Source organism: Nocardia sp. JCM 38205, from assembly GCF_058222935.1.
In genome coordinates this window covers 239,251-252,287 of record NZ_JBYHFL010000003.1, presented here as the reverse complement: position 1 = coordinate 252,287, position 13,037 = coordinate 239,251, and the positions used below count along the sequence as shown (strand labels likewise).

15 protein-coding genes and 1 riboswitch are annotated in these 13,037 nt (G+C 68.7%); of the genes, 7 read left to right on the top strand and 8 right to left on the bottom strand.

What is annotated here, in order from left to right; genetic code table 11:
- Nucleotides 1-3 precede the first annotated feature (3 nt).
- Nucleotides 4-888 (bottom strand): alpha/beta fold hydrolase, encoded by an 885-nt coding sequence (locus AC4HOU_RS12900; RefSeq protein WP_490724525.1) that lies wholly within the window; start codon nt 886-888, stop codon nt 4-6.
- Nucleotides 889-967: 79 nt separating this feature from the next.
- Between AC4HOU_RS12900 and AC4HOU_RS12895 the strand changes: the two genes are divergently transcribed.
- From AC4HOU_RS12895 to AC4HOU_RS12885, 3 genes are all read left to right on the top strand, one after another.
- A complete protein-coding gene (locus AC4HOU_RS12895) occupies nt 968-1,288 on the top strand; it encodes an antibiotic biosynthesis monooxygenase family protein (protein WP_163813624.1) in 321 nt (106 codons plus the stop codon).
- A gap of 37 nt (nt 1,289-1,325) precedes the next feature.
- Nucleotides 1,326-1,478, top strand: a riboswitch (cobalamin riboswitch).
- Nucleotides 1,479-1,509: 31 nt separating this feature from the next.
- The gene (locus tag AC4HOU_RS12890) at nt 1,510-1,713 is read left to right on the top strand and encodes a CbtB domain-containing protein (RefSeq protein ID WP_014348729.1); all 204 of its coding nucleotides are present in this window, start codon (nt 1,510-1,512) and stop codon (nt 1,711-1,713) included.
- Complete coding sequence (locus AC4HOU_RS12885) at nt 1,704-2,498, top strand: CbtA family protein (RefSeq protein ID WP_163813625.1); 795 nt, start codon at nt 1,704-1,706, stop codon at nt 2,496-2,498. Before AC4HOU_RS12890 ends, AC4HOU_RS12885 begins: the two co-directional genes overlap by 10 nt.
- A 154-nt stretch (nt 2,499-2,652) precedes the next feature.
- On the opposite strand, the gene AC4HOU_RS12880 is transcribed toward AC4HOU_RS12885, so the two are convergent.
- From AC4HOU_RS12880 to AC4HOU_RS12865, 4 genes are read right to left on the bottom strand one after another with little or no spacing between them, the layout of a single operon-like run.
- The gene (locus tag AC4HOU_RS12880) at nt 2,653-3,096 is read right to left on the bottom strand and encodes an OsmC family peroxiredoxin (protein WP_195020515.1); all 444 of its coding nucleotides are present in this window, start codon (nt 3,094-3,096) and stop codon (nt 2,653-2,655) included.
- 60 nt (nt 3,097-3,156) lie between these two features.
- On the bottom strand, nt 3,157-3,612 hold the full coding sequence (locus AC4HOU_RS12875; protein WP_163813627.1) for an SRPBCC family protein: 456 nt from the start codon (nt 3,610-3,612) through the stop codon (nt 3,157-3,159).
- 60 nt (nt 3,613-3,672) lie between these two features.
- Nucleotides 3,673-3,993, bottom strand: a complete 321-nt coding sequence (locus tag AC4HOU_RS12870) for a DMT family transporter (protein ID WP_195020514.1) — start codon at nt 3,991-3,993, stop codon at nt 3,673-3,675.
- A complete protein-coding gene (locus AC4HOU_RS12865) occupies nt 3,993-4,640 on the bottom strand; it encodes an FMN-dependent NADH-azoreductase (RefSeq protein WP_163813629.1) in 648 nt (215 codons plus the stop codon). The genes AC4HOU_RS12870 and AC4HOU_RS12865 overlap by 1 nt, the downstream gene beginning before the upstream one ends.
- A 110-nt stretch (nt 4,641-4,750) precedes the next feature.
- Between AC4HOU_RS12865 and AC4HOU_RS12860 the strand changes: the two genes are divergently transcribed.
- Nucleotides 4,751-5,350, top strand: a complete 600-nt coding sequence (locus AC4HOU_RS12860) for a TetR/AcrR family transcriptional regulator (protein ID WP_490724524.1) — start codon at nt 4,751-4,753, stop codon at nt 5,348-5,350.
- A gap of 3 nt (nt 5,351-5,353) precedes the next feature.
- Here AC4HOU_RS12860 and AC4HOU_RS12855 read toward each other — a convergent pair whose 3' ends face one another.
- Together AC4HOU_RS12855 and AC4HOU_RS12850 are read right to left on the bottom strand one after the other, a co-directional pair.
- On the bottom strand, nt 5,354-6,223 hold the full coding sequence (locus tag AC4HOU_RS12855) for an ABC transporter permease (protein ID WP_490724523.1): 870 nt from the start codon (nt 6,221-6,223) through the stop codon (nt 5,354-5,356).
- A complete protein-coding gene (locus AC4HOU_RS12850; protein ID WP_490724522.1) occupies nt 6,220-7,119 on the bottom strand; it encodes an ABC transporter ATP-binding protein in 900 nt (299 codons plus the stop codon). The genes AC4HOU_RS12855 and AC4HOU_RS12850 overlap by 4 nt, the downstream gene beginning before the upstream one ends.
- A gap of 172 nt (nt 7,120-7,291) precedes the next feature.
- On the opposite strand from AC4HOU_RS12850, the gene AC4HOU_RS12845 reads away from it, so the two are divergent.
- The 3 genes from AC4HOU_RS12845 (at nt 7,292) to AC4HOU_RS12835 (ending at nt 10,242) form a co-directional block, all read left to right on the top strand.
- Entirely contained in the window at nt 7,292-9,142 is a 1,851-nt protein-coding gene (locus tag AC4HOU_RS12845; protein WP_490724521.1) for a histidine kinase, read from the top strand.
- A complete protein-coding gene (locus AC4HOU_RS12840) occupies nt 9,139-9,801 on the top strand; it encodes a response regulator transcription factor (protein WP_014348722.1) in 663 nt (220 codons plus the stop codon). Before AC4HOU_RS12845 ends, AC4HOU_RS12840 begins: the two co-directional genes overlap by 4 nt.
- Before the next feature lie 183 nt (nt 9,802-9,984).
- Complete coding sequence (locus AC4HOU_RS12835; protein ID WP_163813634.1) at nt 9,985-10,242, top strand: SHOCT domain-containing protein; 258 nt, start codon at nt 9,985-9,987, stop codon at nt 10,240-10,242.
- 103 nt (nt 10,243-10,345) lie between these two features.
- On the opposite strand, the gene AC4HOU_RS12830 is transcribed toward AC4HOU_RS12835, so the two are convergent.
- Nucleotides 10,346-12,901: an ATP-dependent Clp protease ATP-binding subunit gene (locus AC4HOU_RS12830; protein ID WP_194990200.1), complete on the bottom strand. Its 2,556-nt coding sequence runs from the start codon at nt 12,899-12,901 to the stop codon at nt 10,346-10,348.
- Between the last annotated feature and the right edge of the window lie 136 nt (nt 12,902-13,037).

Sequence of the window (13,037 nt, the reverse complement as noted above, 5' to 3'; positions counted from 1 at the left end):
CGCTCAGCACGTCTCGGTATCGGTCGCCGCTCTCGAATTCCCTGGGCCGACCGCCCGTTCGCCCGCATTGTGCGCATCGTCGACGCGACCATTCTCGGCAGTCCGAGTCCTCGCGGAGCAGTCGACGGCACCGTTCGATTCCTCGGTCCCGAGCACCCCGCCGAGGAACCGGGTCACCTCCGCCCGATAACGCTCGGGCTGATCGTCGTGCACCAGGTGGCCCGCGTCGGGGACCAGCACGTATTCGGCCCCCGGATGGACCTCCGCCATGGCGCGCATCTGGCCGGGCGGGGTGATGGTGTGTTCGCCCTCGATCAGCAGGGCGGGCACGCGGATCGTGCGCCACTGGGCCCAGAAATCGCGCGTGCCCCATTCCTCGGAGATGTCGCGGAAGGTGGAGACCGAACCGTGCAGCCGGTAGCCGTCGGGGCCGTGGTCGAAGGAGGCGAGGAAGTAGCGTCCGGCGACGGGGCCGAAGAAGTCGAGCACCGCCCGCTCGTCCGGGAACGGCTGCGGCCAGGCCTCGATCATGGCCGCCCAGTGCGCGGCCGTTCGGCCGGTGAAATCCGGGGCCATATCCTCGACCACCAGCGCTTTCACCCGTTCGGGGAACTGCGCGGCGAACATCCAGGCGTGCAGCCCGCCCATCGAGTGCCCGATCACCACCATCGGCTCGGCGATGGGCGCGGTCGCGGCGGCCAGATCGGCGACGAACGCCTCGGTGCTCAGTTCGGCGGGGGCCGGCCTGCCGTGCCCGGCGGCATCGAAGGTGTAGACGTGGCCGAAGCCGCGCAGCCAGTCCAGGTGATCGCGCCAGGTGCGGGCGCTGCCCATCAGGCCGTGCAACAGCAGCAGCGGCGTGCCCGTCCCGCCTTCGTCGTACAACACGTCCGCGATTGTGCCGCACCCATCGGTGATACCGGTCGCACCCGGCCGCGGTCGCGGGGCAAGGGGGCACAATCGTGGCATGTCTGTTGTGAAGATCAATGCGATCGAGGTTCCCGAGGGCGCGGGCCCCGAGCTGGAGAAGCGGTTCGCCCACCGGGCACACGCGGTGGAGAACTCGCCCGGCTTCCTCGGTTTCCAGCTGCTGCGTCCGACCGCGGGCGAGAACCGGTACTTCGTGGTGACGCAATGGGATTCGGAAGAATCCTTCGCCGCCTGGCGCGACGGCCCGGCCCGCGAGGCGCATGCGGGCCAGCAGCAGAAGCCGGTCGCCACCGGTGCCTCGCTGCTCGAATTCGAGGTCGTGCTCGACGTCGCGGGCAAGGCCGCCTCCGCGAGCTGACGCCCCATTCGCCACGGCAGCCGTCGCCATCCGATATTGACGACGGCCGCCGCGGGGTGTCACAGTTCGAGGGACAAACGCGTAGGTGACGCGGGAATCCGGTGCAAATCCGGAGCGGTCGCGCCACTGTGTTCCAGCCACCGGGTTCGGTGCCGGAAAGCCAGACACCGGCACCTTCGCGACCACTTCGACGGGACGCGTTTATCCCAAGGAGGACTGCAATGGCCTTCGTGCACACCCCTGGCGTATCCGCCCGGGTCACCGATTCCCTGGCCACCGTGCTCATCACGGTCGGTGTCGTTCTGCTCGCTCTGCTCACCCTCTACCTGGTCGGATTCGATCAGGGCGCCATCTCGCGCAGCGGGATGTTCATGCATGAGCTGATGCACGACGGACGCCACCTGCTGGGTCTTCCGTGCCACTGATCGGAACTCTGCGCACCCTCTTGCTTCGTGGTCTGCTGGCCGGCCTGATCGCCGGCCTGCTGGCGGGCACCGTCGGCTATTTCGTCGGCGAGCCCAAGGTGGAGGCGGCCATCGCCATCGAGGAAGCCGGCGCGGCCGCCGAATCCGGCGGACATTCGCACGGCGAACAGCCCTCCGCCGGTCACTCCCATGGCGACGAGGAAGAACCGCTGGTCAGCCGTAGCGGCCAGAAGGCGGGCCAGTTCCTCGCGCTCGGGCTGGCCGGGATGGCGTTCGGTGCGATCTTCGGTGCCGTCGCCCACGTCGCGCGGCGCTACACCGCGCTGTCGGGGCCGAAGCTGGCCCTCGGGCTCGGCATCGGCGGCTGGGCCGCGATCATCGCCGTGCCGTTCTTCAAGTACCCGGCCAACCCGCCTGCGGTCGGCGATCCGGAGACGATCAACGACCGGACGCTGCTGTGGCTGGCGGCGGTGCTGCTCGGCCTGGCCGCCGTCGGGGCGGGCGTATACGTCTGGAAGCTGCTGGCCGGCCGCCCGGATACCCTCCGGCTCACCGCGGGTGTGGCCGCCTTCGTGCTGCTCACCACCATCGGCTACATCGTTCTGCCGGGCGTGAACGAGGTGGGCGCCGACTTCCCGGCGAGCCTGCTGTGGGAGTTCCGGATCTCCTCACTCGCGGTCTCGACGACGCTGTGGGCCTGCCTCGGCCTCGGCTACGCCATGCTCACCGAGTTCGCCGGCCGCACCGATGCCCCGGTGCGAGAGGCGGCTACCGCCGCGGGCTGATCCCGCATCGAGAAGCACACAGGGCAGTGTCGGTATCCGTGACCGGCACTGCCTTTTCGCCGGAGGTTCCGGGCTTCCCGATTCGGGCGGTGCGGCCTTCGCGCCGATGGCCGCCCGGGCTTTCCGTTGCGGAATGGACCCGGGCGGTGCCGACTCACGACTCCAGTGCGGCGTCCAGGGTGATGTTGTCGACCCCGGCGAGGGCCTTGCTGACCGGGCAACCGGCCTTGGCGGCTTCGGCGGCGGTGCGGAAGCCGGCCTCGTCGAGACCGTCGACGCGGCCGCGGACGGTGATCTTGACTCCGCTGATGCGGAAGCCGCCCGCCGGATCCGGCCCGAGGGTGACGTCGGCGGTGACGTCGAGGCTGCGCGGGGTGGCGCCGGCATTGCCGATCTCGGCCGACAACGCCATCGCGTAGCAGGACGAATGCGCGGCCGCGATCAGTTCCTCCGGGCTTGTGGTGCCCTCGGCGTTGTCGGCGGCCCGCTTCGGGAACGACACGTCGTACTTGCCTGCGCCCGAGCTGGCCAGCTCGACCTGTCCAGTGCCGTCCTGCAGGCCGCCGGTCCATGCGGTGCGCGCGGTACGTGTGGGCATCACAGTCCTTTCCACGATCGGTTTGTCGGTAGGTTCTCCGCTCGAACCTACCCGCACCGCTCAGACCGCGGCGGAAGTTCGTTTGTCCAGCTGCTCGAGGACGGCGGGCCACGCGGCGCGATGCCGATCGCAGGCTTCCTGGTTCGGGAACCCGCTGTGCCGCAGCTTGATTCGAATGCCGCGTGGCTGTTTCACGAATTCCACCCGGACCACGGTCTCCGCACCCTCGGTGCCGCCCGCGCCGGTGACCCAGGTCAGCTCGATGCGGCGGTCCGGCTCGAGCCGAAGGAAGCGACCGTAATGCGGGACGGGCGTGCCCTGATTGTCGGCTTCGAAGTAGAAGGGTTCACCCACCTGCGGGCGCATGCGAACCGATTCGGGGATCGCGAACCAGATATCGAAGCCCTGGGTCCAGGCCAGGTACAACAATGTCGGTGACGCGGTCATGACCCGTTCGACGGTGAGCTCGTGAGGCCGTGCCGACAGGTCCGGATAACGCACATGCTGATCGACCATCAGACCGACCTTACCCGCGCGCCCGGGCCCGTCCGACCGTTTGCGGCAGCGGTGATCCGATCATCCGGGATCGGTCATCTTGGCCAGCACGATCCCGCCGACGATCAGCGACAATGCCACAAATCTTCCCGCACTCAACGGATCACGATGCACGGCCACGCCGAGCACGACGGCCCCGACCGCGCCGATTCCGGTGAAGACCGCGTACGCGGTGCCGACCGGCAGCGTTTGCATGGCCCGCGACAACAGGTAGACCGCGAAGGTCCCGAGCGCGAAACACAGCAGGGTCGGCAGCGGGCGGGTGAAATTCTCCGTCGGCTTGATGGACTGCGACCACGCGATTTCCACCAGCCCCGCGAGGCCGAGGATCAACCAGCTCATCAGTACCGCCCGGCCAGCTCACGCACCGTTTTCAGGGCCAGGTCATAGGAGCGCTCATGATCGGCGCGCAGGTGCGCAAGGCCCGGATCGAGCCGGGAATTGGCCAGCTCGGCATTCACGAACACCGCATCGCGCACGGCGAAATGACCGGCGAAGAAATCGCGCAGAAAGCGTTCCTGATGGTCGTAGCCGGCCTTCGGTGAACCGGGCGAGTAGGCGCCGCCACGCGCGCTGGTCACCACGAACCGCCTGTGGCCCAGTGACATTCGCGGGAACGCCACCTGATCGATCCAGGCCTTCAGGACGGCCGGGATCGAATAGTTGTACATGGGCGTGCCGATCAGCACGACGTCGGCGGCGAGTAATTCCTCGAGCAGTGGCCCGGTGACGGACCAGGCCGCGCGCTGGGCCGGCGTGTGCGCCAATTCCCCGATGCGCTCCAGCTCGGTACTGCCGTTGGCCAGCACGAGATCGCACAGTTCGGTCCAGCCCTGGTCGATGAACGGCACCGGATCCAGTGCGAGATCACGGTAGCGGTAATCGCCGTCCGGGTTGCCCGCGCGCCACTCGGCGGCGAAGGCAGCGCTCAGGCTGCGGCTTATCGATGGGTGGCGAGCGCTCGCATCGAGGTGCAACAGGGTGGTCATCGACATCCTTCCGATCAAGCGGACATTGCGTCCACTTATCTACGAACGCGACTGTAGGGCAAAAGTGGACAGCTTGTCCACATAATCCTGGATCGGCTACAGTCGCGGTCATGGATTCCCCTGCCGACCTGCTGGCCGGCGGTGCGGGCAGCGCTCCCGTCGAGCGCGCCGACGCCGCCCGCAACCGGGCCAAGGTGCTCACGGCGGCGGCCGAGCTCTTCGCCGCGCGCGATCCGCGCACGGTGACCATGGACGACATCGCCAAGGCCGCGGGCGTCGGCCGCGGCACCCTGTACCGCCGCTATCCGGATACGCATTCGATCGCCGTCGCACTGCTCGACGAACACGAACGGGCCCTGCAAGAACAGCTGGTGCGTGGCGCCCCACCGCTCGGCCCCGGCGCATCGCCGGCCGAACGGCTTGCCGCCTTCTACGCGGCCATGGTGGAACTGCTCGACACCCATTCCGGGCTGGTGCTCGGCGCCGAAACCGGCGGCGCCCGCTTCACCACCGGCGCGTACGGGTTCTGGTTCGCGCATGTCCGTGCGCTACTGCGGGCTGCGGGCGTGCCCGACCCCGACGCCATGGTCGACCCGCTGCTCGCACCGCTGGCGGCCGAGGTCTACCAGCAGCAACGCGCACGCGGCTTGGCCCCGGCACAGATCGCCGGGGCCTTGCGGCAGCTCGCGCACGCCCTGCTCGGGCGCTGAGATTCAGACCAGATCGCGGCGGCGGATCAGCCAGATCGTGGCCAGTACGAAGACCACGGTGTAGATCGTCAGCGCGAGTACGGATTCGGCGCGGGTCAGGATATCGAGCACGCCGGGCGTCGGCGGGGCATCGGTGCCGCGCATGGCCCCCGCCAATGAACCGGCGGCGGTGCCTGGCAGCCGATCGGTGACCACCTCGATCGGGTCGAAAATGCCCGCGACGCCGCGCAGCAGATTCTCCACCACCAGCACCCAGACCAGCCCGAGACCGACGGCCAGCGCCGGACCACGCGCGATCGCGCCGATCAGCGCGCCCGCCAACGTCCACATGCCCAGGATCAGGCTGCCGCTGACGATCCCGTCCAGCGAATGCCGCACCGAAGGCATCGCCACCGGCTGCGATTCACTACTCGCGATCAGTGAGGCAACGCCGAGATCCACCGCGAAGGCGACGACCACCAGGCCCACCACCACGACCGCGAGGCAGAGCAGCGTCGCCGCGATCGCCACGATGCGCGAGGGCCCCTGAGTGAGCACGGTTTTCCAGGTTCCCCAGCCATAGCCGCTGCCGATTGCCAGCGCACCGAGAATCAGCATCAACGCCCCACCGAACATGGCCATGCCCTGCGTGAACACCTCCGGCACCGCGGCGGGCAGCAACTGCTGGAGCAGTTGGTCTTTCGGCAGTCCGTCCGACATCGAGGTCTGTTCGCCGGACCGGTAGGCCAGGTAGTTGAACAGGTAGGCGAAGGTCAGGTTCAGCAGGATCCAGGTGCCGAGAATGATCCAGAACGCGGGCCATTTCGTCAGCCGCAGCCGCTCGGCTCGCATACTGGCGATCAGATCCGATACCGCCGTGGTGCGCACACTCATCTCACTGCCTCCAGACCGGTCATCTCGAAGAACACTTCCTCGAGGGATTTCTCATCGACGCGAAGTTCGAGCAGATCGGCGCCCGATTCGAGCACGGCGCGAGCGATTTTCGGCGCCGCGTCCGCGCCCGCCTCGATCCGGATGCCAGCCGCGGTGAGCGTCACCGGCTCGCCGAGCACCGCACGGATGGCCGGCACAGCGATGTCGGCGGGCGCGGCGCGAACCAACAAGGTCGCGGCGCCGCGCAATTCGGCCACAGTCGACTCGGCCAGCAGCCTGCCGCCGGAGATGACGCCGACCCGATCACAGATCTCCTGCACCTCGCTGAGCATGTGACTCGACAACAACACGGTGTGCCCGTCGGCGGCCAGATCCGTGATCAGCGAACGCATTTCCGCCATGCCCGCCGGATCGAGGCCGTTGGTCGGCTCGTCCAGGATCAGCAGATCCGGGCGCCCGAGCAGCGCGGCGCCGACACCGAGGCGCTGCTTCATGCCAAGGGAATAGGTGCGGTAGCGGTCGTCGGCGCGTCCGGCCAGGCCCACCCGCCGCAAGGCCTCGGACACCTGCGCCCGGCCGAGGCCCCGGTAACGCGCCATGACCAGCAGGTTGTCCCGGCCCGAAAGGTACGGGTAGAAACCCGGCCCCTCGATCAGTACGCCGACGCGGCGCACCACCGTGGGATCGCCCGGTGCCTGACCGAGCACCGTCGCCGAACCGGAGCTCGGTGTGATCAGCCCGACGAGCATGCGCAACGTCGTCGTCTTGCCCGCACCGTTGGGCCCGAGAAATCCGTAGATCTCGCCCGGCCGCACCCGCATATCCACCCGATCCACCGCGAGATGGGTGCCGTACCGCTTGGTCAGCTCTGTGGTCACCACAATCGAATCCGTCATGACCGAAACCCTCCTCGTCGTGGGCTGCGGCCACATCCGTCGCCGGACGCGGCTTCGGGTACGCCCGTTGACGTAGCGAGCCGGGCGGATGCGAGGGTGTGCACGGCGCGTATCCGGGAAATACGCGTCGGTACGGATGGATTCCGGCTACTGGGCGAATAGGGTGCATAAGGTGCGGGAGTTCGGGATGGCGGGTCGTGGCCTGGTCGGATGGGACTGGGGGGTGGCGCTTGTCGTCGCCGCGGTGCAGGTGTTCGGCGGGCGCGGAGCCAACTTCGGCCAGACGGGGGTGCGTTCCCTCGACGCCCTCGGCTACGCGCTGCTGCTGGTCGGGCCGGTCGCGCTGATCTTCCGCAGATATGAGCCGCTGCCGGTCCTGTTCGTCACGCTCGCGGCATGCGTGAGCTATCTGTCGCTGGACTACGGCTACGGGCCGATCTTCATCTCGCTGGTGATCGCCTTCCTCACCGCGGCCACCCGCGGATCACGGTGGTGGACCTATCCCCTGGTGCCGCTCGGCTACCTGGTGATCGTGTGGCCGCTACCCGCCCTGCTGGGCCGCCCCACCGAGGTGTGGCAGATCTTCGGGTTGATGGCGTGGCTCGCGGTGCTGGTCGGCATCGCCGAGGGGATCCGCCAGCGCCAGGCGGTGCTCGAGGCGCGCAGGCAGCGAGCCGAAGCGGCGCGGCGCGACGAGGAAGCCCAGCGCAGGCGCCAGGCCAGCGAGGAGCGGCTGGCCATCGCCCGGGAGCTGCACGACGTGCTGGCCCACAGTCTGTCGCTGATCAATGTGCAGGCGTCGGTGGCGCTGGAACTGTTCGACAAGAAACCGGAACAGGCCGCATCCGCGTTGGCCGCCATCAAGGGCGCGAGCAAGGACGCGCTCGCCGAGGTACACACGCTGCTGCACACCATCCGCACCGGGAGCCCGGTCGGCGGCGAGGGCTCCGCGGCCGAGCCCGAGGCGATCCCGGACCCCGATCAGCGCGCCAGCCGAAGCCGCCGGCGGCGCGCGCGGGCCAGGCGGCGGCGCACCGAGATGCCGGGACCCGCACGGCGAGCCGATGCCCTCGGCGCCGATACCGGCACCATGGCCGAGGGCCAGGACCACTCCACGACCGAGCCAGAGCCGGCCGATCAGACCGCAGTACCGGCCGCGCCGCGCAGCCCCGCGCCGAGCATCGCCGATCTGGACGAACTGCTGCATCGCATCCGCGAAGCCGGGCTGACCGTGCACACCAGGGTGCTCGGCACCGTCGCGCCGCTGCCGAGCGTCATCGACGTGGCCGCCGCCAGGATCATCCAGGAGTCGCTGACCAATGTCGTGCGGCACGCGCCCGGCGCGGACGCCACCGTCACCGTGCGCTACACCCCCGACTCGGTCGATTTCACCATCGACAACACCCGCCCCACCAGCGCGCCCGTCCGCACCGGGAGCACCGGCGGCAACGGGATCATCGGGATGCGGGAACGGGCCCATGCGCTCGGCGGGGCGCTGACGGCAGGGCCGCGGCCGAGCGGAGGTTTCCGGGTCGCGGCGCGGTTGCCGGTGCGGCCCGCGACGTCGAGTGAGCGGGCGAACTCGACCTCGCCCGGTGCGAAAGCCGAGCGGGCCGGCGCAGCTGGGCAGGCGGCCGGCGACACGACCTCGGTGGGCGACGCCTCCGGTCCGGCGCAGGACCGCCCGCCCGCGACGGGAACATCGCGTGCGCAACCACCCGCCGACCCGCCCGGCCGGAACGGCCGAGACCAGCCGCAGGGTTCGGCTCAGGACGAGGCCGACCCGGCGGCAGCCGCACGCGCGACCACGCAGCCGGGTCGGCCCTCCCGTCTCGGTTCCGAGCGACCGCCGGGCGGCGAGAACAACCGACCGGCCACAGCACCGGCTCGTCCCTCCGGCCCCACCGCGGGCTCGAACTCAGCCATCCACCGGCAGCCCGCGCGCACCACAGCACCCTCGGGAGCCAACGGCCGGGCACACCCGGACCCGTCCGACGGCCACGGCGGAACGGAGCCGCGATGACCATTCGGGTGCTGGTCGCCGACGATCAGGCGCTGGTGCGGGGAGGTTTCGTCGCCCTGCTCGACGCGCAGGACGGCATCGAGGTGGTCGGCGAGGCCGACAACGGCGAACAGGCCGTGCGGATGACGCGCGCGCTCGCCCCCGACGTGGTGCTGATGGATATCCGGATGCCGATCCTCGACGGCCTCGCCGCCACCCGCATGATCGCCGACGATCCCAAACTGGCGGAGGTGAAGGTGGTCGTGCTGACCACCTTCGAACTGGACGAATACGTTTTCGAGGCGATGCGCTCGGGCGCCACCGGTTTCCTGGTCAAGCACACCGAGCCCGCCGACCTGGTGCGCGCGGTCCGCGTCGTCGCCGCCGGAGACGCGCTGCTGTCCCCCGGCGTCACCCGCCGCCTGATCGCCGAATTCTCCGAACACGCCAAACAGCCCCCGCCCGCGACGTTTTCCGAGCTCACCGACCGTGAACGCGAGGTGCTCACCCTGGTCGCCGAGGGCCTCACCAACGCCGAAATAGGCGAACGCCTCTACATGAGCCCGGCCACCGCCCGCACCCACGTCAGCCGCATCCTCACCAAGCTGAACGCCCGCGACCGCACCCAACTGGTGGTCCTGGCCTACGAATCCGGCCTGGTGCGCCCGGGCTGGCAGTAAAACCGGGTTGTCGGCGGGTGATGCTGGCCCGGCTACGGCCTCTGGCTCCGGTCTGCCGGATAGCCGACGCGACGCAGCCGGGGTGATCGTGCGGATCTGCCGTTCCCGTACGCCCGCAGACGTAGTGGAAGCAGGAACGCGCGACCGATGTGATCACGGTGCTCGCGGGCGCACTCTCGTGGCATGACCACTTACCTGACACCTGAAACCGCCACGCTGCTCGCCGACCATTACGACGGCGGTTGGCATCCCTGGCCGTTCTTCTGGATCTTCCCGCTGCTGTTCTGGATCACCGTGATCGTGATCGCCGTGGTGCTGACGCGGACCAGGTTCCGGCGCGACAGCGGCGTCGGTGCGTTGCGGAATTCGTTCGCTCGCGGCGAGATCACCGAGGCGCAATACCGCGAACGACTGGCGGTGCTACGCGAAACCCGAAGGTGACCTGCCCGCACCCACAACCCGCCGACGCGCACGGAACATCGTCCACCCGCAGACGAGCACGGGCCCGCTCCCATCAGGAAGCGGGCCCGTGTCGACTCGGTTGTTACTCGCCGGAGGCGGCCTCGGTGGTGCCTTCGGCGGCGCCGGTCAGCACGACCTCGGGCTTCTCCTCGGCGGCGGCCTTGGTCAGCTTCGCCTTGGGGGTGAAGGTGAACTTGGCGTCCTCGCCGGAGCCTTCGCCGTCCCAGCCCTCGACGTCGACCGTGACGACCTGGCCGGGGCCGATCTCGCCGAACAGGATCTTCTCCGAGAGCTGATCCTCGATCTCGCGCTGGATGGTGCGGCGCAGCGGCCGGGCACCGAGCACGGGATCGAAGCCGCGCTTGGCCAGCAGGCTCTTGGCGGAATCGGTGAGCTCCATCGCCATGTCCTTGTTCTTCAACTGGACACCGACGCGGTTGATCATCAGATCCACCATCTCCACGATCTGCTCGGTGGTGAGCTGGTGGAAGACGATGACGTCGTCGATGCGGTTGAGGAACTCGGGCCGGAAGTGCTTCTTCAGCTCGTCGTTGACCTTGAGCTTCATCCGCTCGTAGTTCGAGCCCTCGGCGTTGGACTGCGAGAAGCCCAGGCCCACGGCCTTCGAGATGTCGGAGGTACCCAGGTTCGAGGTGAAGATCAGCACCGTGTTCTTGAAGTCGACGGTGCGTCCCTGGCCGTCGGTGAGACGGCCGTCCTCGAGCACCTGCAACAGGGTGTTGTAGATCTCCTGGTGCGCCTTCTCGATCTCGTCGAACAGCACCACCGAGAACGGCTTGCGGCGCACCTTCTCGGTGAGCTGGCCGCCCTCCTCGTAGCCCACGTAGCCCGGAGGGGCACCGAAGAGCCGCGAGGCGGTGAAGCGGTCGTGGAACTCGCCCATGTCGATCTGGATGAGCGCGTCGTCGTCGCCGAACAGGAAGTTCGCCAGCGCCTTGGACAGCTCGGTCTTACCGACACCGGACGGGCCGGCGAAGATGAACGAACCGGACGGACGCTTCGGATCCTTCAGGCCGGCGCGGGTGCGGCGGATGGCCTTGGATACGGCCTTGACCGCATCTTCCTGGCCGATGATCCGCTTGTGCAGCTCGTCCTCCATGCGGAGCAGACGGGTGGTCTCCTCCTCGGTGAGCTTGAAGACGGGGATACCGGTCCAGTTGGCCAGCACCTCGGCGATCTGCTCGTCGTCGACCTCGGCCACGACGTCCAGATCACCGGAGCGCCACTGCTTCTCCCGCTCGGCACGCTTGGCGACGAGCTGCTTCTCCTTGTCGCGCAGGCGCGCGGCCTTCTCGAAGTCCTGCGCGTCGATCGCGCTTTCCTTCTCGCGACGGGCGTCGGCGATCTTGTCGTCGAATTCGCGCAGGTCCGGCGGTGCGGTCATGCGGCGGATGCGCATGCGGGCGCCGGCCTCGTCGATCAGGTCGATGGCCTTGTCCGGCAGGAACCGGTCGTTGATGTAGCGGTCGGCCAGCGTGGCGGCCGCGACCAGGGCACCGTCGGTGATGGAGACCCGGTGGTGCGCCTCGTAGCGGTCGCGCAGACCCTTGAGGATGTTGATGGTGTGCTCGACGGTCGGCTCGCCCACCTGGACCGGCTGGAACCGGCGCTCCAGGGCGGCGTCCTTCTCGATGTACTTGCGGTACTCGTCGAGGGTGGTGGCGCCGATGGTCTGGAGCTCGCCGCGGGCCAGCTTCGGCTTCAGGATCGAGGCGGCGTCGATCGCGCCCTCGGCGGCACCCGCGCCGACGAGCGTGTGCAGCTCGTCGATGAACAGGATGATGTCGCCGCGGGTGTTGATCTCCTTGAGCACCTTCTTCAGGCGCTCTTCGAAATCACCGCGGTAGCGGCTGCCCGCGACCAGGGAACCCAGGTCGAGGGTGTAGAGCTGCTTGTCCTTGAGCGTCTCGGGAACCTCGCCGTTGACGATGGCCTGGGCCAGGCCCTCCACCACGGCGGTCTTACCGACACCGGGCTCACCGATCAGCACGGGGTTGTTCTTGGTGCGGCGGCTGAGCACCTGCATGACCCGCTCGATTTCCTTCGAGCGGCCGATGACCGGGTCGAGCTTGCCCTCGAGCGCGGCCTGGGTGAGATTGCGGCCGAACTGGTCGAGCACCAGCGAGGTGGACGGGGTACCGGTCTCACCACGGGCACCGGACTCGACCGGCTCCTTGCCCTGGTAACCGGACAGCAGCTGGATGACCTGCTGACGCACCCGGTTGAGATCGGCGCCTAGCTTGACCAGCACCTGGGCCGCCACGCCCTCGCCCTCGCGGATGAGGCCGAGCAGGATGTGCTCGGTGCCGATGTAGTTGTGGCCGAGTTGCAGGGCCTCGCGCAGGCTCAGCTCCAGCACCTTCTTGGCGCGCGGGGTGAACGGGATGTGCCCGGACGGGGCCTGCTGGCCCTGCCCGATGATCTCCTCCACCTGGCTGCGCACGCCTTCCAGCGAAATGCCGAGCGACTCCAGCGACTTGGCCGCGACGCCCTCACCCTCGTGGATCAGCCCCAGCAGGATGTGCTCGGTGCCGATGTAGTTGTGGTTGAGCATCCGGGCCTCTTCTTGGGCCAGGACAACGACGCGCCTCGCGCGGTCGGTGAACCTCTCGAACATCGCTCCCTCACTCTCCTGCTCCGACATTCTGGCAACAGACGCCGCAGTGTGCTGTCGAACAAACCTGGGCGCCAAACCCGACGAACCTAGCCGTCAGCCTGCCATGAAGCCCGGGGGTTGCGGCCCCCGCCTCCAC

Bases quoted from the DNA above. Each gene is read 5' to 3' on its own strand.
- AC4HOU_RS12875 (WP_163813627.1), bottom strand. From the start codon at position 3,612: ATGGTCGATCAGCATGTGCGTTATCCGGACCTGTCGGCACGGCCTCAC.
- AC4HOU_RS12870 (WP_195020514.1), bottom strand. From the start codon at position 3,993: ATGAGCTGGTTGATCCTCGGCCTCGCGGGGCTGGTGGAAATCGCGTGG.
- AC4HOU_RS12830 (WP_194990200.1), bottom strand. From the start codon at position 12,901: ATGTTCGAGAGGTTCACCGACCGCGCGAGGCGCGTCGTTGTCCTGGCC.
- AC4HOU_RS12890 (WP_014348729.1), top strand. From the start codon at position 1,510: ATGGCCTTCGTGCACACCCCTGGCGTATCCGCCCGGGTCACCGATTCC.
- AC4HOU_RS12850 (WP_490724522.1), bottom strand. From the start codon at position 7,119: ATGACGGATTCGATTGTGGTGACCACAGAGCTGACCAAGCGGTACGGC.
- AC4HOU_RS12860 (WP_490724524.1), top strand. From the start codon at position 4,751: ATGGATTCCCCTGCCGACCTGCTGGCCGGCGGTGCGGGCAGCGCTCCC.
- AC4HOU_RS12840 (WP_014348722.1), top strand. From the start codon at position 9,139: ATGACCATTCGGGTGCTGGTCGCCGACGATCAGGCGCTGGTGCGGGGA.
- AC4HOU_RS12835 (WP_163813634.1), top strand. From the start codon at position 9,985: ATGACCACTTACCTGACACCTGAAACCGCCACGCTGCTCGCCGACCAT.
- AC4HOU_RS12895 (WP_163813624.1), top strand. From the start codon at position 968: ATGTCTGTTGTGAAGATCAATGCGATCGAGGTTCCCGAGGGCGCGGGC.
- AC4HOU_RS12880 (WP_195020515.1), bottom strand. From the start codon at position 3,096: ATGCCCACACGTACCGCGCGCACCGCATGGACCGGCGGCCTGCAGGAC.
- AC4HOU_RS12855 (WP_490724523.1), bottom strand. From the start codon at position 6,223: ATGAGTGTGCGCACCACGGCGGTATCGGATCTGATCGCCAGTATGCGA.
- AC4HOU_RS12865 (WP_163813629.1), bottom strand. From the start codon at position 4,640: ATGACCACCCTGTTGCACCTCGATGCGAGCGCTCGCCACCCATCGATA.